Source organism: Aquabacter spiritensis (assembly GCF_004346185.1).
Classification (GTDB): Bacteria; Pseudomonadota; Alphaproteobacteria; order Rhizobiales; family Xanthobacteraceae; genus Aquabacter; species Aquabacter spiritensis.
On sequence record NZ_SMAI01000019.1, the window covers coordinates 1 to 21388 of the forward strand.

At 66.8% G+C, this 21388-nt stretch carries 21 protein-coding genes; 6 read left to right on the top strand and 15 right to left on the bottom strand.

Annotated elements, in window-relative coordinates; genetic code table 11:
• Positions 1-136: 136 nt before the first annotated feature.
• From EDC64_RS21435 to EDC64_RS21505, 15 genes are all read right to left on the bottom strand, one after another.
• Positions 137-559 carry a F0F1 ATP synthase subunit epsilon gene (locus EDC64_RS21435; RefSeq protein WP_132035388.1) on the bottom strand — a complete coding sequence of 141 codons (423 nt, stop codon included), beginning with the start codon at positions 557-559 and terminating at the stop codon, positions 137-139.
• Positions 560-688: 129 nt separating this feature from the next.
• The gene (atpD, locus tag EDC64_RS21440) at positions 689-2125 is read right to left on the bottom strand and encodes a F0F1 ATP synthase subunit beta (protein ID WP_132035391.1); all 1437 of its coding nucleotides are present in this window, start codon (positions 2123-2125) and stop codon (positions 689-691) included.
• A gap of 32 nt (positions 2126-2157) precedes the next feature.
• Positions 2158-3027, bottom strand: coding sequence for a F0F1 ATP synthase subunit gamma (locus EDC64_RS21445; RefSeq protein WP_132035394.1), 870 nt, complete (start codon positions 3025-3027; stop codon positions 2158-2160).
• Positions 3028-3078: 51 nt separating this feature from the next.
• Positions 3079-4608 carry a F0F1 ATP synthase subunit alpha gene (gene atpA, locus EDC64_RS21450; protein ID WP_132035397.1) on the bottom strand — a complete coding sequence of 510 codons (1530 nt, stop codon included), beginning with the start codon at positions 4606-4608 and terminating at the stop codon, positions 3079-3081.
• A complete protein-coding gene (locus EDC64_RS21455) occupies positions 4608-5162 on the bottom strand; it encodes a F0F1 ATP synthase subunit delta (RefSeq protein ID WP_132035400.1) in 555 nt (184 codons plus the stop codon). Before EDC64_RS21455 ends, atpA begins: the two co-directional genes overlap by 1 nt.
• Before the next feature lie 274 nt (positions 5163-5436).
• Positions 5437-6162, bottom strand: a complete 726-nt coding sequence (locus EDC64_RS21460; RefSeq protein WP_132035402.1) for an amino acid ABC transporter ATP-binding protein — start codon at positions 6160-6162, stop codon at positions 5437-5439.
• Positions 6140-6799 (bottom strand): amino acid ABC transporter permease, encoded by a 660-nt coding sequence (locus tag EDC64_RS21465; RefSeq protein ID WP_132035405.1) that lies wholly within the window; start codon positions 6797-6799, stop codon positions 6140-6142. Before EDC64_RS21465 ends, EDC64_RS21460 begins: the two co-directional genes overlap by 23 nt.
• Positions 6796-7470 (bottom strand): amino acid ABC transporter permease, encoded by a 675-nt coding sequence (locus EDC64_RS21470; protein ID WP_132035409.1) that lies wholly within the window; start codon positions 7468-7470, stop codon positions 6796-6798. Before EDC64_RS21470 ends, EDC64_RS21465 begins: the two co-directional genes overlap by 4 nt.
• 78 nt (positions 7471-7548) lie before the next feature.
• Positions 7549-8337: a transporter substrate-binding domain-containing protein gene (locus EDC64_RS21475; protein WP_132035412.1), complete on the bottom strand. Its 789-nt coding sequence runs from the start codon at positions 8335-8337 to the stop codon at positions 7549-7551.
• A gap of 345 nt (positions 8338-8682) precedes the next feature.
• On the bottom strand, positions 8683-10032 hold the full coding sequence (locus tag EDC64_RS21480) for a S41 family peptidase (protein WP_132035415.1): 1350 nt from the start codon (positions 10030-10032) through the stop codon (positions 8683-8685).
• Positions 10029-11375 (bottom strand): murein hydrolase activator EnvC family protein, encoded by a 1347-nt coding sequence (locus tag EDC64_RS21485; protein WP_245504830.1) that lies wholly within the window; start codon positions 11373-11375, stop codon positions 10029-10031. The genes EDC64_RS21480 and EDC64_RS21485 overlap by 4 nt, the downstream gene beginning before the upstream one ends.
• Before the next feature lie 101 nt (positions 11376-11476).
• Complete coding sequence (gene rlmH / locus EDC64_RS21490) at positions 11477-11959, bottom strand: 23S rRNA (pseudouridine(1915)-N(3))-methyltransferase RlmH (protein WP_132035418.1); 483 nt, start codon at positions 11957-11959, stop codon at positions 11477-11479.
• Between the two features lie 39 nt (positions 11960-11998).
• Entirely contained in the window at positions 11999-12367 is a 369-nt protein-coding gene (gene rsfS, locus EDC64_RS21495; protein WP_132035421.1) for a ribosome silencing factor, read from the bottom strand.
• 152 nt (positions 12368-12519) lie between these two features.
• Complete coding sequence (locus EDC64_RS21500) at positions 12520-13155, bottom strand: nicotinate-nucleotide adenylyltransferase (RefSeq protein WP_132035424.1); 636 nt, start codon at positions 13153-13155, stop codon at positions 12520-12522.
• A gap of 19 nt (positions 13156-13174) precedes the next feature.
• A complete protein-coding gene (locus tag EDC64_RS21505; RefSeq protein ID WP_420808972.1) occupies positions 13175-14479 on the bottom strand; it encodes a glutamate-5-semialdehyde dehydrogenase in 1305 nt (434 codons plus the stop codon).
• 262 nt (positions 14480-14741) lie between these two features.
• Between EDC64_RS21505 and EDC64_RS21510 the strand changes: the two genes are divergently transcribed.
• The 6 genes from EDC64_RS21510 (at position 14742) to arsJ (ending at position 21351) form a co-directional block, all read left to right on the top strand.
• Positions 14742-15575, top strand: a complete 834-nt coding sequence (locus EDC64_RS21510) for an FG-GAP repeat domain-containing protein (RefSeq protein WP_132035430.1) — start codon at positions 14742-14744, stop codon at positions 15573-15575.
• Between the two features lie 308 nt (positions 15576-15883).
• On the top strand, positions 15884-16912 hold the full coding sequence (gene pstS, locus EDC64_RS21515; RefSeq protein WP_132035433.1) for a phosphate ABC transporter substrate-binding protein PstS: 1029 nt from the start codon (positions 15884-15886) through the stop codon (positions 16910-16912).
• Between the two features lie 45 nt (positions 16913-16957).
• Positions 16958-17845, top strand: a complete 888-nt coding sequence (locus EDC64_RS21520; RefSeq protein ID WP_132035435.1) for an arsenate reductase/protein-tyrosine-phosphatase family protein — start codon at positions 16958-16960, stop codon at positions 17843-17845.
• A gap of 81 nt (positions 17846-17926) precedes the next feature.
• Positions 17927-18988 carry an ACR3 family arsenite efflux transporter gene (gene arsB / locus EDC64_RS21525; RefSeq protein WP_132035438.1) on the top strand — a complete coding sequence of 354 codons (1062 nt, stop codon included), beginning with the start codon at positions 17927-17929 and terminating at the stop codon, positions 18986-18988.
• A 51-nt stretch (positions 18989-19039) separates the two neighbouring features.
• The gene (locus EDC64_RS21530) at positions 19040-20080 is read left to right on the top strand and encodes an ArsJ-associated glyceraldehyde-3-phosphate dehydrogenase (RefSeq protein WP_132035440.1); all 1041 of its coding nucleotides are present in this window, start codon (positions 19040-19042) and stop codon (positions 20078-20080) included.
• Complete coding sequence (arsJ, locus tag EDC64_RS21535; protein WP_245504831.1) at positions 20080-21351, top strand: organoarsenical effux MFS transporter ArsJ; 1272 nt, start codon at positions 20080-20082, stop codon at positions 21349-21351. The genes EDC64_RS21530 and arsJ overlap by 1 nt, the downstream gene beginning before the upstream one ends.
• Positions 21352-21388: the final 37 nt, after the last annotated feature.

Genomic DNA, 21388 nt, shown 5'->3' on the forward strand with positions numbered 1-21388 from the left:
AAATCGACCGACGCCATAGCCAAAAACCGACCGGCCCCAACCCAAACAAAAACCCCGCCGAAAAATCGACGGGGTTTGTCAGCGGTCTGAGGCCGGGCGATGGCCCGGCCTGTGACACCTTGGAAAGATCGTCCGGTCAGTGCGTGGTGCCGCCGGTCGCGCCGTGGCCGAGCGCCTCGACCACCTGCTTGAGATCGCCGAGCATCACCGTGGCCTTCTGGCGCGCCTCGTCGGTGCGGGCGTCGGCGAGGTCCTCCTCGGCGTCCTTGATCAGCTGGCGCAGCTGCGCCACGTCGATCTCCTCGACCGGCGTCGCGCGCTCGGCGAGCACCGTGAGGCTGGTCGGGTTCGCCTCGGCGAAGCCGCCGCGCACGAACAGCCGCTTGGCGGCGCCCTCGCCGCGGATCGTCAGGATGCCCGGACGCAGCATGGCGATGAACGGGGCGTGGCCCGCCCCGACCGAAAAGTCGCCTTCCGCACCGGGCACGTCGACCCAGGTGACGGCGCCCGAAAACACCAGCCGCTCCGGCGAGACGAGCTCAAAGGTGAAGGTGGCCATATCCGTATCTCCGCTTCCCGCCTGAATTCCCACCGGCGCCGCCGTCGCCGGCGCGCGGGTGGGACCGCGTCACATTCGAAAAACACCGCGTCCGGCGGGATCCGCCGCGCCGAAGGGCGCGGCGCAGCCTCACGCCGCGTCGGCGGCGAGCTTCTTGCCCTTCTCGATCGCTTCCTCGATCGAGCCGACCATGTAGAAGGCCTGCTCGGGCAGGTGGTCATACTTGCCTTCCACCAGGCCCTTGAAGCCCTTGATGGTGTCGGCGAGGTCGACCAGCTTGCCGGGCGAGCCGGTGAACACTTCCGCGACATGGAAGGGCTGGCTGAGGAAGCGCTCGATCTTGCGGGCGCGGGCGACCACCAGCTTGTCCTCTTCGGACAGCTCGTCCATGCCGAGAATGGCGATGATGTCCTGGAGCGCCTTGTAGCGCTGCAGGGTCTGCTGGACCTGGCGCGCCACATTGTAATGCTCCTCGCCGATCACCAGCGGGGAGAGGATGCGCGAGGTCGAGTCGAGCGGGTCGACCGCGGGATAGATGCCCTTCTCCGCGATCGAGCGCGACAGAACGGTGGTCGCATCCAAATGGGCGAAGGAGGCGGCGGGAGCCGGGTCGGTCAGATCGTCGGCCGGCACGTAGATCGCCTGGACCGAGGTGATCGAGCCCTTGGTCGTCGTGGTGATGCGCTCCTGCAGCGCGCCCATGTCGGTCGCGAGCGTCGGCTGATAGCCCACCGCCGAGGGGATGCGGCCGAGCAACGCCGAGACTTCCGAGCCGGCCTGGGTGAAGCGGAAGATGTTGTCGACGAAGAACAGCACGTCCTGGCCCTGGTCGCGGAAATGCTCGGCCACCGTGAGGCCGGTCAGCGCGACGCGGGCGCGGGCGCCCGGAGGCTCGTTCATCTGGCCGTAGACCAGGGCGCATTTCGAGCCGGCGGCCGACCCGTCATGCTCGTGCGGATCGACGTTCACCTTGGACTCGATCATCTCGTAATAGAGATCGTTGCCCTCGCGGGTGCGCTCGCCGACGCCGGCAAACACCGAATAGCCGCCGTGGGCCTTCGCGATATTGTTGATCAGCTCCATGATCAGCACGGTCTTGCCGACGCCCGCGCCGCCGAACAGGCCGATCTTGCCGCCCTTGGAATAGGGGGCGAGCAGGTCCACCACCTTGATGCCGGTGACCAGGATCTCGGCTTCCGTCGACTGGTCGGCATAAGACGGGGCGTCCTGATGGATGGCGCGCATCGCTTCGCCGACCACCGGCCCGAGTTCGTCCACCGGCTCGCCGATGACGTTCATGATGCGGCCGAGGGTCGCCTCGCCCACCGGAACCATGATCGGCGATCCGGTATCGGTGACCGGCTGGCCGCGCACGAGACCCTCGGTGGAGTCCATGGCGATGGTGCGCACGGTGTTCTCGCCGAGATGCTGGGCGACTTCGAGCACCAGGCGGTTGCCCTGGTTCGAGGTCTCCAGCGCATTGAGAATTGCCGGCAGGTGCGCGTCGAACTGCACGTCGACGACGGCGCCGATGACCTGGGTGATGCGTCCGGTGGGGTTCGCCATGTTCGTCGTCCTTTATCCTCGTCCCGCGGCCGTCAGAGCGCTTCGGCGCCGGAGATGATTTCGATGAGTTCCTTCGTGATCATGGCCTGACGCGTCCGGTTATAGATCAGCGTCTGCTTCTTGATCATGTCGCCCGCATTGCGCGTGGCATTGTCCATGGCGCTCATCTGAGAGCCGTAGAAGGAGGCCTGGTTTTCGAGCAGGGCCCGGAACACCTGGACCGCGATGTTGCGCGGCAGCAGGTCGGCCAGGATCTCGCTCTCTTCCGGCTCGTAATCGTAGGGCACCGCCTCGCCCGCCTTCGCCGCGAACACCGCGGGGATGACCTGCTGGGCGGTCGGGATCTGCGTCACCACATTCTTGAAGTGCGAATAGAACAGGGTGGCGACGTCGAACCCGCCTTTGTTGAACAGGGAGATGACCTTGTCCGCAATGTCGTGGGCATTGTCGTAGCCCAGCACCCGGACCGCGCGCAGATCGACGAACTCGACGATCTGCTTGGGGTATTGGCGGCGCAACTGGTCGTAGCCCTTACGGCCGACGCAGAAGAACTCGACCGTCTTGCCCTGCGCCATCAGCGCGTTCGCCCGCTCGCGGACGAGCCGGACGATGGAGGTGTTGAAGGCGCCGCACAGGCCGCGCTCGGACGTGCACACGATCAGCAGATGCCGCGCATCGCTGCCGGTGCCGGCGAGCAGGAGCGGGGTATCCGCGCTGGTCGTGATGCCGCCGGCCAGATTGCCGAGCACCGTCTCCATCCGCTCGGCAAAGGGGCGTGCCGCCTCCGCCGCGGTCTGGGCCCGACGCAGCTTCGCCGCGGCGACCATCTGCATCGCCTTGGTGATCTTCTGCGTCGCCTTCACCGAGGCGATGCGGTTTCTTAAGTCTTTCAGGCTCGGCATCGCACCCGTCCCTTCACATGGACCGCTTCAAGGCGCCTTCGGCGAACCGCCTCAGGCAAAGCTCTTGGAGAAGCCATCGAGCGCCTTCACGAGCTTCTCGGTGGTCTCCTTGGAGAGTTCCTTGGTGGTGCGGATGGTGTCGAGGATGTCGGCGTGCTGCGAGCGCATGGCGAGGAGGAAGCCTTGCTCGAACTCGCGCACCTTGGACACCGGCAGCGGATCGAGATAGCCGTTCGTGCCAGCGAAGATCACGACCACCTGCTCCTCGACCTTGAGCGGAGCGAACTGGCTCTGCTTCAGGAGCTCGGTCAGGCGCGCGCCGCGGTTCAGCAGCTTCTGGGTCGAAGCGTCGAGGTCGGAGCCGAACTGGGCGAAGGCGGCCAGCTCGCGATACTGGGCGAGCTCGCCCTTGATCTTGCCCGCCACCTGCTTCATCGCCTTGATCTGGGCGGAGGAGCCGACGCGCGACACCGAGAGGCCGACATTCACCGCCGGGCGGATGCCCTGGTAGAACAGGTCGGACTCGAGGAAGATCTGACCGTCGGTGATCGAGATCACATTGGTCGGGATATAGGCCGACACGTCGTTCGCCTGGGTCTCGATGACCGGCAGCGCGGTCAGGGAGCCGGCGCCGTTCTCGTCATTGAGCTTGGCGGCGCGCTCGAGCAGGCGGGAATGGAGGTAGAACACGTCGCCGGGATAGGCTTCGCGGCCCGGCGGGCGGCGCAGCAGCAGCGACATCTGGCGATAGGCGACGGCCTGTTTGGAGAGGTCGTCATGGATGATGAGGGCGTGCATCCCGTTGTCGCGGAAATACTCGCCCATCGCGGTGCCGGAGAACGGCGCAAGAAACTGCATCGGCGCGGCATCGGAGGCAGTGGCGGCGACCACGATGGAATATTCCAGCGCGCCCTGCTCCTCCAGAACCTTCACGAACTGCGCCACGGTCGAGCGCTTCTGGCCCACGGCGACATAGACGCAATAGAGCTTCGCCTTCTCGTCCGTGCCCTGGTTGATGGGCTTCTGGTTGAGAATGGCGTCGAGCGCGACGGCGGTCTTGCCGGTCTGGCGGTCGCCGATGATCAGCTCCCGCTGGCCACGGCCGATCGGGATCAAGGCATCGATCGCCTTGAGGCCGGTCTGCATCGGCTCGTGCACCGATTTGCGGGGAATGATGCCGGGCGCCTTCACGTCGACGCGGCGGCGCTCGGTGAATGCGATCGGACCTTTGCCGTCGATCGGGTTGCCCAGCGCGTCGACGACGCGGCCGAGCAAGCCGCGGCCGACCGGCACGTCGACGATGGCGCCGGTGCGCTTGACCGTCTGGCCTTCCTTGATCTCGCGGTCGGAGCCGAAGATCACGATGCCGACATTGTCGATTTCGAGGTTCAGCGCCATGCCGCGCGTGCCGTTCTCGAACTCGACCATCTCGCCGGCCTGGACATTGTCGAGGCCGTAGACGCGGGCGATGCCGTCGCCGACGGAGAGAACCTGACCGACCTCCGAGACTTCCGCCTCCTGGCCGAAATTCTGGATCTGCTCCTTCAGGATGGCAGAAATTTCAGCGGCTCGAATGTCCATCAGCGGACCTCTTTCATCGCATGCCGGATAGAATTGAGTTTGGTCTTCAGCGAAGCATCGACCATGCGCGAGCCGAGCTTCACGATGAGACCCCCGAGAATTGAGGGATCGACGATGACGTCGAGGCCCACGTCCTTGCCGGTCTGTTCGGCGAGCGCGGCTTTCAGCGTCGCCAGGTGCGCGTCGCCGATCGGCTCCGCCACCGTCACCTCGGCCGTGACCTCGCCGCGCTGGGCGGCGACGAGCGCGGCATAGCCCTTGATCATGCCCGGAAGCGCGAACAGGCGGCGGTTTTGGGCGACGAGCTTGACGAAATTGGCGGACAGGCCGGCAATGCCGAGCGCGCCGAGCACCGCCGTGACGGCGCGCTCCTGCTCTTCCGCCGAGAACACCGGGCTCTTCACCAGCCGGGCGAAATCCGCGCTCTCGCCTATCAGGGCGACGAGCTGGTCGAGATCCGCCTTCACGGCATCGATGGATCCAGCCTCGTCGGCCAGTTCGAACAGTGCGGTCGCATAGCGCCCCGCCATGCCTGACACGATCGTTTCCGCCACCCGCGCCTCTCTCGGGTCGGACCCGGAGCGCTGCACGCGCCGCGAGCTGAAACCCTTGATCTGTTGGGATTATCAATGCCCAGATCCCGGAGCGCGGAGAACGCCGCTCCCGGGAAGTTGCGGTTGCCTAACACAGGCTTGGCGAAGCGGCAACACAGCCCGGTTTCAACCCGGGTGCCGCATTGCCGCACCATTGCGGCGCACGGTCGCGCCCGAACTCACCCAAGGGCAGATCCGGCGTCCCATCGGTCGTCTCCCCTCCTGTCGGCCGGGCTCAGGCGATGCCGAGGAACTGTTGCAGCTCCAAAGTCTTGGGCGCGCCGAACACCTCTTCCGGCGGGCCGATCTCATGCACCCGGCCCTGGTGCATGAAGACGACGCGGTCACACACTTCGCGCGCGAACCGCATCTCGTGCGTCACCATCAGCAGCGTCATGCCTTCGGCCGCGAGCTTGCCCACCACTTGGAGGACCTCGTTGACCAGTTCGGGATCGAGCGCCGAAGTGATCTCGTCGCACAACAAAGCCAGAGGCTTCATTGCGAGCGCGCGGGCAATGGCGACGCGCTGCTGCTGGCCGCCGGACAATTCGTCGGGATAGGCGTCGAACTTGTGGCCGAGCCCGACCTGCTCCAGGCGCGCCTGCGCCTCCGCCTGCGCTTCCTTGGCCGGCACCTTCTTCACCACCATCGGCGAAAGCATCACGTTGCGTCCGGCGGTGAGATGCGGAAACAGGTTGAAGCTTTGGAAGATCATGCCGACTTTGAGCCGCAGCGCGCGCAGATGAAGCTCGTCGGGCGCGAGTTGCGCGCCGGCGACGAGAATCGTTCCCTCGTCGATCGTCTCCAGGCCGTTGATGCAGCGCAGCAGCGTGGACTTGCCCGAGCCGCTTTTTCCGATGATGGCGATCACCTCACCGGCAGCGACGTCGAGGTTGATTCCTTTCAACACTTCGTTGTCGCCGAAGCGCTTTCGCACCTCAGTGATTGCGATGAGCGACATTCAGCTTCCTTTCCAGAAGCTGGCTGCTCTTGGAGAGAGGCCAGCACAAGGCGAAATACATGAGGGCGGCGAAGCCGTAGACCACGAAGGGCTGGAAAGTGGCATTGGTGATCATGGTGGACGCCTTCGACAGCTCCACGAATCCGATGATCGATGTGAGCGCGGTGGCCTTCACCACCTGAACCGAGAAGCCCACGGTCGGTGGCACGGCGATTCGCAGTGCCTGCGGCAGGACCACGTAGCGCATCTGCTCGAAATAGCTCATGGCGAGGCTCGAGGACGCCTCCCACTGGCCGCGGGGAATCGCCTCCACGCACCCACGCCAGATTTCGGCGAGAAAGGCCGCGGTCCACAGCGTCAGCGCGAGGCCCGCCGCAAGCCAGGGCGGCACGTTGAAGCCGATGAGCGACAGGCCGAAGAAGAACAGGAAGAGCTGCATCAGGAGCGGGGTGCCCTGGAACAGCTCGATATAAAGAATGGCCAAGCGGCGCGCGGCGACGCGCTTGGAGGTGCGCGCGAACAGCATGAGCAGGCCGACCACCCCGCCGCCGATGAACGCCACCAGAGAGAGGATGACCGTCCATTGCGCCGCAAAAAGCAGGTTGCGCACGATGTCCCAGGTGGTGAACGGGCTCATCGCACGACCCTCCGGCGAGGAAAGATGATCGTCCCGAGGCTCCGCATGATCTGGCGCAGGATGAGTGCCAGAATCAGGTACAGCACTGTCGCCACGATATAGGCCTCGAACGCGCGGAAATTGCGCGATTGAATGAAATTCGCGGCGAACGTGATGTCCTCGACAGCGATCTGCGAGCACACCGCCGAGCCGAACATGACGATGATGATCTGCGAGGACAAAGCCGGCCAGATCCTCTGAAGGGCCGGGACCAAGACCACGTTCCGGAAGATCTGAAGCCGGGTCATGGCAAGGCTGGCACCCGCTTCGAACTGGCCGCGCGGCGTCGCCTCGATGCCGGCGCGAATGATCTCAGCGGCATAGGCCCCGAGATTGACCACCATGGCGAGGATCGCCGCCTGCATCTCGGTCAAGGAGACGCCGATGGAGGGCAGGCCGAAGAAGATGAAAAAAAGCTGGATCAGAAACGGCGTGTTTCGGATCACCTCCACATAGAGCGACACGATGGGTCGAAGCGCCTTCGGCCCATCGGTTCGCACCCATGCACACAGGATGCCGAGACCGACACCGAGCACGCCGCCGACCAGCGTCAGCTCGGACGTGACGGCGACGCCTTTGGCGAAGATGGGCGCGTATTCCGCCAAAGCTCCGAAATCGAGGCTGTACGCCATGTCTGCTCCGCATCCCTCCCAGCGCGACCATCGGCACGACCATGCCCATCCCCGCAGGTGGGAGCGGGCAGCGATACGTCACATGTCGGCGGGCAGCGGGGCGCCGAGCCATTTCTGGGCAATGGCGTTCAGCGCGCCGTCCGTCTTGGCCGCCGCGAGGATCGAGTCAACCTTCGCCAGCAGCTTCGGCTCGTCTTTGTTCAACCCTACGAAGCAGGGAGAGTTCTTGATCAGGAACTTCACCTCCGGCTTCTTCGGCGGGTTGCGCGCAAGGATGGCCGCAGCGACCACATTGCCGGTGGCGATGGCCTTCACCTGACCGGACAGAAAGGCGGATATTGTGGAGTTGTTGTCCTCGTAGCGCTTGATCTCGGTGGAAGGCGGGGCGACCTTGGCAAGCTCAAGGTCCTCCACCGAACCGCGGGTCACACCGACCGTCATGCCGGCAAGGTCCTCCGCCTTCGATACCTTCAGGTCCGCCGGCCCGAACACGCCATTGAAGAACGGCGCATAGGCCACCGAGAAATCGATCACCTTCTCGCGTTCCGCATTCTTGCCCAGCGAGGAAATGACCAGATCCACCTTCTTGGTCTGGAGATAGGGGATGCGATTGGCCGACGAGACCGGCACAAGTTCCGCCTTCACGCCGAGCTTGGCGGCGATGAGGTTCGCGACGTCGATATCGTAGCCGATCGGCTTGAGATCCGGCCCAACCGAGCCGAAGGGTGGGAAATCCTGCGGCACCGCGATCTTGATGACGCCCGCCTTCATGATGTCGTCCAGGCCGTCGGCGCGTGCGCTGAGCGGGATGACGCCAAGCGCAACAGCGGTGCAGGCGGCGATGATCGAGCGGCGAGAGAACGACATGAAGGACTCTCCTGAGGCGGGATTTTCCCGCAGGATCAGCAAGAGACATGCCATGGCGCGCAACGCACCGCTGCGCGCGCGCCGCAAGCCGCACTGAGCGTTTGCAGCTCACGCGCGCAAAACCCTGCTCAAGAATGAAGCAGAAGACGTCCCGGTAAAGACCGCGCGCGGCCGCCGCGGATTCACCCCCGCATGATCCTCCCACCGCCGGCACCCGGAGCTGAGGGACGCCGCCAGGGACATGCCCGGCCGGCGGGGATCTTAAAACAAAGGCCCCGCCGGGGGGTGAACCCGGCGGGGCCTTATCGAAGGATGGCGCCCCCTAGGCAGGGCGCGGCGGACGCCTCAATTGGCGACGCTGGTCTTGCTCGGGTTCGGCGGGAACGCCGCATTCTTCTGCGTGCCCTCCAGGAGTTCGACCGCCATCTTCAGCTGGGTGTCGTCCTTCGGATCTGCCGGGACGTAGGACGGCGATCCGGCCTGTTCGTCCTCGCCATTCTTCAGATGGCCGCGCAACGAAGCTTCGCCGCGCGTCGTGTCGCCGCCGGCCGCCGCGATCTTGGCTTTCTGCTCCTCCGGCAGATCCTGGATCAGGACGATGTCCGGCTCGATTCCCTTGGCCTGGATGGAGCGGCCCGACGGCGTGTAATAGCGCGCCGTGGTCAGCCGCAGCGCGCCGTTGCCGCCGAGCGGGATGATGGTCTGCACCGATCCCTTGCCGAACGAGCGCGAACCGAGGACGGTCGCGCGCTTGTGGTCCTGGAGTGCGCCGGCGACGATCTCGGACGCCGAGGCGGAGCCGCCATTGGTCAGGATGATGATCGGCCGGCCCTTCGTCAGATCGCCGCCGCGGGCGTTGAAGCGCTGGGTCTCGTCCGAATTCCGGCCGCGCGTCGAGACGATCTCGCCGCGCTCGAGGAAGGCGTCGGACACCGCGATCGCCTGATCGAGCAGACCGCCGGGATTGTTGCGCAGGTCGATGATGTAGCCCTTGACCTTGTCGGGTCCGATCTGCGCCGTGACGTCCTCGATCGCTTTCTTCAGATTGTCGTAGGTCTGCTCGTTGAACGAGGTGATGCGGACATAGCCGATATCGCCATTCTCGATCCGCGAGCGCACCGCCCGGATCCGGATGGTGTCGCGCACCACCTTGATCTCGACCGGCTTGTCGGCGCCCTTGCGGACAATGGTCAGAGTGATCGGCGTGTTGACCCCGCCGCGCATCTTCTCGACCGCCTGGTTGAGCGTCATCCCCTGCACCTGCTCGCCGTCGAGCTTGGTGATGACGTCGCCGGCCAAGACGCCCGCTTTCGCAGCGGGGGTGTCGTCGATGGGGGCGATGACCTTGACCAGGCCATCTTCCATCGTCACCTCGATGCCGAGGCCGCCGAACTCGCCGCGAGTCTGCACCTGCATGTCGCGGAAGCTCTTCGCGTCCATGTAGGAGGAATGCGGGTCGAGGCCGGCGAGCATGCCGTTGATCGCCGATTCCACCAGCTTGGCGTCATCGGGCTTCTCGACATAGTCCGAGCGCACCCGCTCGAACACGTCTCCGAACAGGTTGAGCTGCCGGTAGGTGTCGGACGAGGCCGCCTCGGCCGCCATGCTTGAAACGAAGTTTGGCTGGGTCACGAGCACGGTCGCCAGGGCACCGGCGGCGACGCCAAAAGCAAAGAGAGACGTACGACGCATCATCCGCGCACCTTCTGACTGTCCGTTGCCGCCCACCAGGGAGCGGGATCGATCGAAATTCCGTCTTTTCGGAATTCCACATACAATTGAGGCTGTCCCGAGGCCGCATTTGCGCCGCGCGAGCCGCCGCCCATCACCGCCACCGGCTCCCCCGCCAGAACGAATTGGCCGAGCTCCACGGTGATGCGATCCATCCCTGCCATCAGGACATGGTACCCGCCGCCGCCATTGATGATCAAGAGTTGCCCGTAACTTCGGAACGGTCCGGCATAAACCACCCAGCCATCGCAAGGGGCCGCGACCTGGGCGCCCACCCGGGTCGCCAAAGTGAGCCCCTTCTCGCTGCCTCCGAACCCGTCCGGCGCGCCGAAATCGCGCAGCCGCACGCCGGCAACCGGCAATGGCAGCAAGCCCTTGGCCTCGACGAAGGGCATTGCCGGCGCGAGCCGCGCCGGGTTCGGCAAGGCGGCGAGATCGGTCCGCACCGCGGGCGTGCCCTCTGCCGGCGCGGGCGCTTCCGCCCGGGCGGCATCGGCCGCGCGGGCCGCCGGCGCCACTTCGGTTTCGAGCCGGGTCACGAGATCGTGCACATCGCCCGTGCTCTTCGCCAGCGCCTCGGCCTGCGCCCTCTCGCCGGTCTGGACGGGATTCGCCTCCGCCTGCCGGCGCTGGCGCTCGGCGACCAAAGCAGAGATTCGCGCGCGGTCCTCGTCCAAGGCGCGCCGCAGGGCTTCGAGACGATCGCGGGCGGTCGAAAGCTCGCTGCGCACGCGTGCGAGTTCCGAGAGATCGGCCGCCAGCGTCTCGGCCTCGACCCGCATTTCCGGCAGGATCGCCCCGAGCAGGATCGCGGAGCGCACCGCATCGAGCGCATCGTCCGGCCGCATCAAAAGCGGCGGCGGCGGATTTCGGCCGAGCCGCACCAGCGCGCCCAGCACTTCCTCCAGCAAGGCGCGGCGCTTCACCAGCGAGGCCCGGATGCCCGCGCCGACGCGGTCGAGTTCCGCCATCCGCGCTTCGACCTCGATCAATTGCTGTTCCACCTCGCGGATCCGGCCGGTCGTGTCGACCAGCATCCGGGCGAGCTTGCCGCGATCGCCGGACGCCGCCTCCAATTCGCCGCGCACCTGGGCCTGAAGGGCTTCGTTGCGCTGGACATCGCCTCGGAGCGCCTGCGTGTCGATCTGCGGCAGGGGCCGCGCCGCGCCTGGGACGGCCGGGCGCGGCGGGGGCACCGGCACGTTCGGCTGTTGCGCGCGGCTGCCGGAGACGCAGACGGACATCCCCGCGCCGAGCGCGAAGAGGAGCGCCAAGGCGCGGAAGGGCGGGCCGATGCGAAAGGTCATGAACGCAAGCTTAAGGCCGCAGGGTTGCGCAGCGGTAAAGCATGCGGGGAGCCGGGCGGCGAAGTCAAAGCCTGGCCGCGCGGCACAGCCGGCGGGAGAGTTCAGGCGCGATGATAGGGATGGCCGGACAGGATCGTGGTGGCGCGATAGAGCTGCTCGGCCAGCAGGATTCGCACGATCTGATGCGGGAACGTGGCGGCACCGTAAGACAGCGCGAGTCCGGCGCGGCGCCTGACCGCGTCCGAGAGGCCGTCCGCCCCGCCGATCACGAAGACGACCGCGCTCCGCCCCGAATCGCGGGCGCCGGCGAGCCAGGCGGAAAAGTCTTCGCTGCTGAGCGGACGGGCGCGCGGGTCGAGACTAACGATCTCGGCTCCGGCGGGAATCGCCGCGAGCAAGGCCGCCCCCTCTTCCTGCATCCGGTCTTCGGCGCGACGCGCTGCCGATTCCGCAATTTCGACGGTGTCGAAGCCGCTGAAAGACAGCCCGCGGCCGGTTCCGCGGGCGCGTTCGACATAGCGCGCCACCAGGTCGCGTTCGGCCCCTGCCTTCAGGCGGCCGACACAGGCGATGAGAATGCGCACGGCTCGCCCTCTCGGATCACAAGGGCGGGTAAAGGGCGATCAGGCGCGGGCGCTGCCCGACCACATCTTCTCGATATTGTAGAAGCTGCGCACTTCGGGCTGGAAGACGTGGACGATGATATCGCCCGCATCGATCAGCACCCAGTCGCAGGCGGGCTGGCCTTCGACGCGCACGCGCGGAACTCCGGCCGCCTTGAGCGCCTCGATGAGGTGCTCGGCGATCGCGCCGACGTGCCGCTGGGAGCGGCCGGAGGCGATCACCATATGGTCGGCGATGGAGGTCTTCCCGCGCAGATCGATGGGGACGATGTCTTCCGACTTGTCGTCGTCCAGGCGTGCGAGAACCAGGGCGAGGATCTCCTCGGCGTCAGGTTGCGCTTGGGAGACCGGTGCGGGCGCCATAGGCATGGCGGCCGCCAAGGAGGCCGATGTGGACAGGGGTCCGGATCCTCTCGCTCATTGCAGCGGCCGGGTGAACCGCAAGCGCATCACCCTGTTAACCGCGCCTTTAGAATGGGGGCAAACCGGGAAAATATCAAGGCTCGACCCGCTCCGGCCGATCAGTCTGCCGCCCCAGCGCTCTGCGCGGCGCGAATCCCGGTCGAGGAGACCGGAGATTTCATCCCGTGGAGGAAGATCCAAGCGGGCGGCGGAAGGGTGGGAAGGAGCGCGGCGTCGCTCTCCTCCACGCGATCGCGCGCCAAAGCGCGGGCCGCACGGGAGGCGGTGGCCGAGAGGCTGTCGCCCATGCGATCCACCACCGCAATGGGCAGAAGCCCGGCAAGGTCGCGCCAATTCTGCCAGCGATGAAAGCCGGTGAGGTTATCCGCCCCCATGATCCAGACGAATCGCACCTGCGGCGCTCGGGCCCGCAGGGCCGCGACCGTCTCGAATGTGTAGCGGGTGCCGAGCGCCGCCTCGATGCCGGTCACATCGATGCGCGGATGGGCGGCAACCGTGCGGGCGAAGACGACGCGCTCTTCAAGAGTGGGCAGGTGGCTGTTGTCCTTCAGGGGGTTGCCGGGACTAACCAGCCACCATACCCGGTCGAGCCGCAGCCGCTTCAGGGCCAGTAGGCTCACCTCGCGATGCGCCGCGTGAGCCGGATTGAAGCTGCCGCCGAACAGACCGACCTTGAGGCCGGGCGCGACCAGCGGCAGGCGCAAGGGATCGCCCCCCTCTCTCCGGATGATCATCGCCCTGTCGCCGTGATGGTCACGGGCGCGTCTGACCCGATCCGTGGACACGGTATTTGAACGTGGTCAGCTGCTCCGCCCCCACCGGACCGCGGGCATGCATGCGACCGGTGGCGATGCCGATCTCCGCGCCGAAGCCGAACTCGCCGCCATCGGCGAACTGGGTGGAGGCATTGTGTAGGACAATCGCCGAATCGACCTCCGCCAGGAAGCGCCGCGCCGCCTCGGCATCCTCGGTGAGGATCGAATCGGTATGGTGCGAGCCGTGTCCCTCGATATGGGCGATCGCCTCGTCGAGATCGGAGACCAGCTTCACCGAAATGATCGCGTCCTCATATTCCGTGTCCCAATCCTCCGGCTTGGCCGGGACGACGCGGGCATCGACCGCCTGCGTCGCCGCATCGCCGCGCACCTCGCACCCGGCGTCGAGCAGTGCGGTGACAAGCGGCGCGAGCATGCGGTCCGCACAGGCGCGGTCGACCAGCAGCGTCTCGGCGGCGCCGCAAATGCCGGTGCGGCGCATCTTGGCGTTGAGCAGGACCGTGCGTGCCATGGCGAGGTCGGCGGCGGCGTGGACATAGACGTGCACGATGCCGTCGAGATGGGCGAAGACCGGAACGCGCGCCTCCGCCTGGACCCGGCCGACCAGCCCCTTGCCGCCGCGCGGCACGATCACGTCGAGCGCCCCGCCGAGACCGGCGAGCATGGCGCCGACCGCGGCTCGATCGGCGAAGGGCACGAATTGCACGGCATCCTCCGGCAGCCCGGCTTCGGCGAGGCCGGCGACGAAGGCGGCATGGATCGCGCCCGACGATTGGAGGCTGTCGGATCCGCCGCGCAGGATCACCGCATTGCCGGCCCGCACGCACAGGGCGGCAGCGTCTGCGGTGACGTTCGGCCGGCTCTCATAGATCACGCCGATCACGCCAAGCGGCGTGCGCACCCGCTCGATCGCGAGCCCGTTCGGACGGGTCCAGCGTTCGGTCACGGTGCCGACGGGATCCGGCAGGCCGGCGACCATCTCGACCCCGTCCGCGATCGCCGAGATCCGCCCGGCATCGAGCGCCAGCCGATCCAGAAAGGCCGCGCTCATTCCGTCGGCGCGGGCGCGGGCGAGGTCCGCGGCATTGGCGGCGAGGATGGCGGGCGCCGCCGCCCGGATGCGATGCGCCGCGGCCTTCAGCGCAGCGGTCTTCGTCTGCGCGTCGGCGACCGCCAGAACCCGTGCGGCGGCCCGGGCGCGGCGACCCAGGCCGGCCATGTGGCCCGCAATGTCGGCCGGGGCCTCGGGCGGCACGGCATGTTCGATCGGGGCGCCGGTCATGGGCATGGCGGAAGAAGCGGACATGGCGTCTACTCGATACGAAAGGACAGTCCCGGACGGCGCGGACACGGGTCCGGGATCGGGCGGAACTCATAGCATGCGCCCACCGCCCCATGACAGGGGCCGGACGGCGGACCGGCTATGACGCAGGCGTGAGGCGGACGCCCCGGCATCTCGCTTGGACAAGCCGACCGGCTCGGCTATCCGGAATGGTCCGTCCCTTCGCACGCCGCTCCGAGGGATCAGGTTCGAGGCTCTCGTCATGCCGCTTCCGCGTCTTTCGGTGCCGATCGCCCTGCTCCTCCTCGGAACGCCGCTCGCGGCGGCGCCGCCCGATGCCCTGCCCGACGCGCACGTGACCCATGGCGCCCGGAACATCGCCGAGGTCGCCCTCGCCGGGCCGACGCCGCGTTACCGGCATTTCGTCCTCGGCACACCCTACGAGGCGGCGCGCCTCGTGGTGACGCTTCGGAACGGACAGGTCCTGGAGATGACTCTGCCGGCCGATCAGGTGTTCGAGGATCGCGCGCCGCGCCTGGCCGATCTCGACGGCGACGGGCGGGACGAGATCGTCCTCGTGCGCTCGGCGCAGACGGATGGGTCGGCCTTGGTGGTGATCGCACAGACCCGCGCGGCTCTGGAGGTGGTGGCGCAGTCGCCGTCGACCGGAGGCCCGCAGCGCTGGCTGAACCCCGCCGGCATTGCCGATTTCGACGGCGACGGCCGGCTCGACCTTGCTTATGTCCAGCAGCCCCACGTGCTGGGCCGTCTGCGCGTCTTTACCCTCGCGCCCGGCGGCCTGCGGGAGATCGCCACCCTCGACGGCGTATCCAACCATGTCGCGGGATCGGGCCAGCAGGGACTGTCGGCGGTCGCGGATTTCGACGGGGACGGCATCGCCGACCTCGCGATCCCGGGCTTCGACCGGCGCAGCCTGCTCTTCGTCTCCTTCCAAGGCGGTGCGAGGATCCTCGCCCGGCACCCCCTCCCCGCCCCCGCGGCCGCCGATTTCGCCGTCGTCACCGCGGACGGCCGACCCGCGGTGCGCGTCGGCCTCGCCGGCGGCCGGACGACGATCGTGCGGTTCGAACCCTGATGGGCACAAGCGCCTGGGGTCCGGAGACGACGTCCCCTCATGCGCCGCCCACCCTGGATCCCGGAAGAAGTGGCGCAGTCGAAGGCGGCCGGCTCGGCCGGCTTCGAGCGGAAGAAGACCATCAAGAGAGCGCATGGGGTCAGGAGCCATCCCGCGCCGCCTGACCATGCAATCCGGCGGGCCGCGCGTGGCAGCCTCGGGCCAGGAAAGGTCGTTTTAATTTCAATCCGTCGATATATATGGACATATCGATTGATATAGGCCTATACCTTCCAAGCGAAGGCCGCAAAGGCCCAGGGAGGTCAGCCGTGAAACGCATTCTTGCCTTGACAGCCGCTGCTGCGCTTGCAGCCCTTTCGACCATTGCGCCGGCCGCGCACGCGGCCGAGGTGCGGGGCGCCGGCTCCACCTTTGCCTATCCCATCATCTGGAAATGGGCGGAGGTCTTCCGCGAGCGCACCGGAACGCTCGTCGAGTACCAATCGGTCGGCTCGTCCGCCGGTGTGAACCGCCTGAAGGACGGCGTGGTCGACTTCGGCGCATCCGACCGGCCGTTGAAGCCCGAGGAGCTGGAGAAATACGGCCTCGGCCAGTTCCCCATCGTGTTCGGGGGCGTTGTGCCCGTGTTTAATCTGGAGGGCGTGAAGCCCGGTCAAATTCGCTTCACCGGCGCACTCCTCGCGGACATCTATCTCGGCAAGGTCGCCACTTGGTCGGACCCCGCGATCAAGGCTCTCAATCCCGAGGTCAAGTTGCCCGACGCGAAGATCGTGGTGGTGCATCGGTCCGACGGGTCGGGGACCACCTTCAATTGGGTATCCTATCTCGCCAAAGCGAGCCCGGACTGGAAGCGGCAGGTGGGCGAAGGCAGTTCGGTCGCCTGGCCGGTGGGAACCGGCGCGCGCGGCAATGAGGGCGTGTCCAGCGAGGTCAAGCGGGTCCCGAACTCCATCGGCTATGTCGAATACACCTATGTGGTGCAGGCAAAGCTCGCCTACGGCACCGTGCAGAACCGCTCCGGAAAGTTCGTCGCGCCCAGCGCAGCTTCGTTCCAGGCTGCAGCGCTGAGCTTCGACTGGGCCGCCGCAAAGGACTTCTTCGTCGTGATCAACGATTCCGCCGCCGAGGATGCCTATCCGATCGCGGCGACCACCTTCGCGCTCATGTATCGCGAGCCGAAGGTCCCGGCGAGCGGCCAGGCCGCCTTCGCATTCTGGCGCTTTGCCCTCGGCGAGGGCGAAACATTCGCGACCACGTTCGGCTATGTTCCCTTGCCTCCGGCATTGGTCCAGCAGGTCAAGGATTATTGGGCCAAGACCTTCAAGGGCGGCGTCTGACGCGCCCTGCCCCTCCACCTGAGCAGCTATTTGACGGTGAGCGAGATGGACGAGACGAAGCTGACGGCGGAAGACGCGACGCGGATCTTCGACGCCCTGTCCCAAGGCACCCGTTTCGAGACCTATCGTCTCCTGCTCCGCTACGTTCCGTATGGGTTGCCGGCGGGCGACATCGCCCGCCTGCTGGCGGTGCCGCACAACACCATGTCGACGCATCTCGCCGTGCTCGAGCGGGCCGGTCTGGTCACCGCACGGCGGGAGGGCCGATCCGTTCTCTATGCCGTCGACCTGGCGGCGGCCGGACCGGTTCTCGGCCGGTTGATGGCCGAAATGGGCTTTTCGGTCTCGCGCCCGCGCGACGCGCGAACCGCGGCGTTTCCTCAACTGCGCCCGGCCGCCGCAGAGGCGCGCATCTACAATGTCCTGCTCCTCTGCTCGGCCAATTCGGCCCGCTCGGTGATCGCCGAGGCGGTGCTCAACCGCGAGGGTCGCGGCCGCTTCAGAGCCTATTCGGCCGGCAGCCGGCCGAAGCGCGCGCCGCACCCCATGGTGCTCGATCTGCTCCGGTCGCTCGGCTACGACACCGAGCACCTCGCGTCCAAGAGCTGGGACGGGTTTGCCGGGCCGGGTGCGCCGGAGATGGATTTCGTCATCACGACCTGCGACGCGGCGGCGGGTGAAATCTGCCCGGCCTTCCCCGGCCACCCGCTCCAGGCCCATTGGGGCCTGCCCGATCCGATCCTGGTGAAGGGAACCGAGGCGGAACAGAAGGCGGCCTTCCTCGCCACCTATCGCCGGCTGGCCGGGCGGGTCTCCGCCTTTGTCAATCTTCCATTCGAGCAGCTTGACCTGGCCTCTCTGAAGGCGCGCGTCGCCGAGATCGGCCTGATGGAGGGGGCGACCGAGTTCACGCTCTCGGGATGCGCCGCTTGACCCGTCGTCATCCTGAAACAGCGCTGGCTCAAGCTCTTGCCGCCACCGGCCGCCTTTGGTGGCCCTCGGAGACTTCGTACCGTGTCCATATTTGAACGCTACCTCACCGTCTGGGTCGTCCTGTGCATCATCGCCGGCATCGCGCTCGGCGCGCTGGCGCCGTCCGTGTTCCAGGCCATCGGTGGGCTGGAAGTGGCCCAGGTCAATCTGCCGGTGGCGCTCCTCATCTGGCTGATGATCGTGCCGATGCTGGTGAAGATCGACTTCGCCGCCCTGAAGCATGTCGGTCGCCATTGGCGCGGCATATCGGTGACGCTGCTGGTGAACTGGGCGGTGAAGCCGTTCTCGATGGCGCTGCTCGGCTGGCTGTTCATCGGCTATCTGTTCCGGCCCTATCTCCCGGCCGACCAGATCGACAGCTACATCGCCGGCCTGATCCTGCTGGCGGCGGCGCCTTGCACGGCCATGGTGTTCGTGTGGTCGAACCTGATCAGGGGCGAGCCCCATTTCACTCTGTCCCAGGTGGCGCTGAACGACGCCATCATGATCGTCGCCTTCGCGCCCGTCGTGGGATTGCTGCTCGGCCTCTCCTCCATCACCGTGCCGTGGGACACGCTCTTCCTGTCGGTGGTGCTCTACATCATCGTGCCGGTAATCGCGGCCCAGCTTCTGCGTGGCCGCCTACTCGCGGCTGCCGGGCAGGCCGGGCTCGACCGCTTGCTCGGCGTGCTCCAGCCGCTTTCCCTTGTGGCGCTGCTGGCGACGCTGGTGCTGCTGTTCGCCTTCCAGGGCGAGCAGATCCTCGCCCAGCCGCTGGTGATCGCGCTGCTCGCCGTCCCGATCCTGATCCAGGTCTATTTCAATTCGGGCCTCGCTTATGTGCTCAACCGGATGTCCGGAGAAGCCCATTGCGTCGCCGGCCCCTCGGCGCTCATCGGAGCTTCCAATTTCTTCGAGCTGGCGGTCGCCGCGGCCATCAGCCTGTTCGGATTCAAGTCGGGTGCGGCACTCGCCACCGTTGTGGGCGTGCTCATCGAGGTCCCGGTGATGCTCTCCGTGGTCTGGATCGTGAACCGATCCAAGGATTGGTACGAGGCCGGCGGCGTGAAGGTGACGGATGCCGCCGACCATACCAAAGCCTGAGATCATCGCGGGAACGCCGCGCCTTTTCGAGAAGACAGGAACGACGGTGCCATGAGAGTAGGAATCAACGGCCTCGGCCGCATCGGACGGCTTTCACTGCGCGCGGCGCTGGGCGCAGCTCACCGTCCGGACGACGATCCGCGCGGCGCCAACCGGCTCGACATCGTCCATCTCAACGAGATCAAGGGCGGCGCCGAAGCCATCGCCCATCTGTTGGAGTTCGACAGCGTGCAGGGCCGCTGGCGGGCGCCCATCTCCCATGACGAGGGATGCGTGCGCATCGGCGACAAGGCCATGTCCTTCTCGTCTCACGCCAGGCCGGACGACATCCCCTGGGGCGATCTCGGCGTCGACCTGGTGCTGGAAGCGACCGGCAAGTTCCTCACTCCCGCTAGTCTCGAAGGGCATCTGAAGCGTGGCGCCAAGCGCGTCATCGTCGCCGCGCCGGTGAAGGACCCCTCGGTTCTCAACGTGGTGATGGGGGTCAACGAACAGCTCTACGACCGGGAAAGGCACCCCATCGTCACCGCCGCCTCCTGCACCACCAATTGCCTCGCCCCGGTGGTGAAGGTGGTGCACGAGGCCATCGGGATCCGTCACGGCCAGATCACCACCATCCACGATCCCACCAACACCAACGTCGTCGTGGATGCCCCCCACAAGGATCTGCGCCGCGCCCGCTCGGCCATGCTCTCGCTGCAGCCCACCACCACCGGCAGCGCCACCGCCATCGCTCTCATCTATCCCGAACTGAAGGGCAAGCTGGACGGCCATGCGGTGCGCGCGCCGGTGCTCAACGCGTCGCTCACCGATTGCGTGTTCGAGCTGCAGCGCCCGACGGACGCGCAGGAGGTGAACGCCCTGTTCGCCGAGGCCGCCGCGGGATCGCTCAACGGCATCCTCGGCTTCGAGCCTCGCCCTCTGGTCTCCGCCGACTACGCCCGCGACACCCGTTCCGCCATCGTCGATGGCCCCTCGACGCTGGTCACCGACGGCACCCTCCTCAAGGTCTATGCCTGGTACGACAATGAGATGGGCTATGCCTGCCGCATGGTGGACCTTGCGTGCCATCTCGAACAGGCGGGCGTGTGATGGCGTCCTCCTCCGCGGGCCTGCGCAATTACGCCATCGTCACTGCGGCCTATTGGGGCTTCACGCTGACCGACGGCGCCCTGCGCATGCTGGTGCTGTTCACCTTCTTCAAGCTCGGCTATTCGCCCTTCACCCTCGCCTTCCTGTTCCTCCTCTACGAGGCGGCGGGCATCGGGGCGAACGTCATCGGCGGCTGGCTCGCCGCCCGCTTCGGCATCACCCGCATGCTGAGCGTGGGGCTGACCACCCAGATCGCCGGTTTCCTGCTGCTCTCCGCCATGTCCCCCACCTGGGAAACGGCCCTTTTGGTCGCCTGGGTGGTGGCCGCGCAGGGCGTGTGCGGGGTGGCCAAGGACCTCACCAAGACCGCCTCGAAGTCCGCCATCAAGGTCACGGAGGCGCAGGCCAAGGGCAAGGCCGAGGGGCGCCTGTTCCGCTGGGTGGCATGGTTCACCGGCTCCAAGAACGCCATGAAAGGCTTCGGCTTCTTCCTCGGCGGGGTGCTGCTGGAGGCATTCGGCTTCCGGCTGTCGCTGTGGCTCATGGCGGGCGTTCTGGGCATCGTGCTGCTCGGCGTGCTGCTCTCGCTGCCGCCCATGATGGGCAAGGCCAAAGCCAGCCGCTCGGCGAAGGAATTGTTCGGCAAGAGCCGGGGCGTGAACCTGCTCGCCGCCGCTCGTATCGCGCTGTTCGGCGCGCGGGACGTTTGGTTCGTGGTGGGCGTGCCGGTCTTCCTCTATGGTACGGGCTGGACCTTCCCGATGGTCGGCGGCTTCCTCGCGCTCTGGACCATCGGCTACGGCGTCGTGCAGGCTGCGGCCCCCGCTTTCGTGAACCGCAGCACGGATGGATTGTCCAGAGAGGTGCCGGCAGCGCACGGATGGGCGCTCGGCCTTGCTCTGGTCCCGGCAGCCATTGCCGTGCTTCTTGCTGCCACGTCCCTGCGGCCGGATGTCGTGGTGGTGCTCGGACTGGGAATTTTCGGCATCGCCTTCGCAGTGAATTCCTCGCTGCATTCCTACCTCATCCTCGCTTATGCCGGGTCGGAGAAGGCGGCGGAGGATGTCGGCTTCTATTATGCCGCCAATGCGGCGGGCCGTTTCGCCGGGACCCTCCTCAGCGGCCTGCTCTACCAGATCGGCGGCATCACCGCCTGCCTCGCCGGCTCCACTCTGATGCTCGCCGTCTGCTGGCTCACAACCCTGTTGCTGCCCACCCATGCCGGGGCCGCCGAGGAGGCTGGCCCGGGCAGGGCCCTGCCGCGCCAATGAGACTGCGCAAGGCGTAGTCCGCCCGTCACACGACAGT

Excerpts from the sequence above, each read along its gene's own strand:
- atpD (WP_132035391.1), bottom strand. The coding sequence starts at position 2,125 with ATGGCGAACCCCACCGGACGCATCACCCAGGTCATCGGCGCCGTCGTC.
- EDC64_RS21460 (WP_132035402.1), bottom strand. The coding sequence starts at position 6,162 with ATGTCGCTCATCGCAATCACTGAGGTGCGAAAGCGCTTCGGCGACAAC.
- EDC64_RS21465 (WP_132035405.1), bottom strand. The coding sequence starts at position 6,799 with ATGAGCCCGTTCACCACCTGGGACATCGTGCGCAACCTGCTTTTTGCG.
- EDC64_RS21435 (WP_132035388.1), bottom strand. The coding sequence starts at position 559 with ATGGCCACCTTCACCTTTGAGCTCGTCTCGCCGGAGCGGCTGGTGTTT.
- EDC64_RS21520 (WP_132035435.1), top strand. The coding sequence starts at position 16,958 with ATGGACGAGACGAAGCTGACGGCGGAAGACGCGACGCGGATCTTCGAC.
- EDC64_RS21505 (WP_420808972.1), bottom strand. The coding sequence starts at position 14,479 with ATGACCGGCGCCCCGATCGAACATGCCGTGCCGCCCGAGGCCCCGGCC.
- EDC64_RS21470 (WP_132035409.1), bottom strand. The coding sequence starts at position 7,470 with ATGGCGTACAGCCTCGATTTCGGAGCTTTGGCGGAATACGCGCCCATC.
- EDC64_RS21480 (WP_132035415.1), bottom strand. The coding sequence starts at position 10,032 with ATGATGCGTCGTACGTCTCTCTTTGCTTTTGGCGTCGCCGCCGGTGCC.
- atpA (WP_132035397.1), bottom strand. The coding sequence starts at position 4,608 with ATGGACATTCGAGCCGCTGAAATTTCTGCCATCCTGAAGGAGCAGATC.
- arsJ (WP_245504831.1), top strand. The coding sequence starts at position 20,080 with ATGGCGTCCTCCTCCGCGGGCCTGCGCAATTACGCCATCGTCACTGCG.
- EDC64_RS21475 (WP_132035412.1), bottom strand. The coding sequence starts at position 8,337 with ATGTCGTTCTCTCGCCGCTCGATCATCGCCGCCTGCACCGCTGTTGCG.
- rsfS (WP_132035421.1), bottom strand. The coding sequence starts at position 12,367 with ATGCCTATGGCGCCCGCACCGGTCTCCCAAGCGCAACCTGACGCCGAG.
- EDC64_RS21500 (WP_132035424.1), bottom strand. The coding sequence starts at position 13,155 with ATGATCATCCGGAGAGAGGGGGGCGATCCCTTGCGCCTGCCGCTGGTC.
- EDC64_RS21510 (WP_132035430.1), top strand. The coding sequence starts at position 14,742 with ATGCCGCTTCCGCGTCTTTCGGTGCCGATCGCCCTGCTCCTCCTCGGA.
- EDC64_RS21445 (WP_132035394.1), bottom strand. The coding sequence starts at position 3,027 with ATGCCGAGCCTGAAAGACTTAAGAAACCGCATCGCCTCGGTGAAGGCG.
- EDC64_RS21485 (WP_245504830.1), bottom strand. The coding sequence starts at position 11,375 with ATGACCTTTCGCATCGGCCCGCCCTTCCGCGCCTTGGCGCTCCTCTTC.
- EDC64_RS21530 (WP_132035440.1), top strand. The coding sequence starts at position 19,040 with ATGAGAGTAGGAATCAACGGCCTCGGCCGCATCGGACGGCTTTCACTG.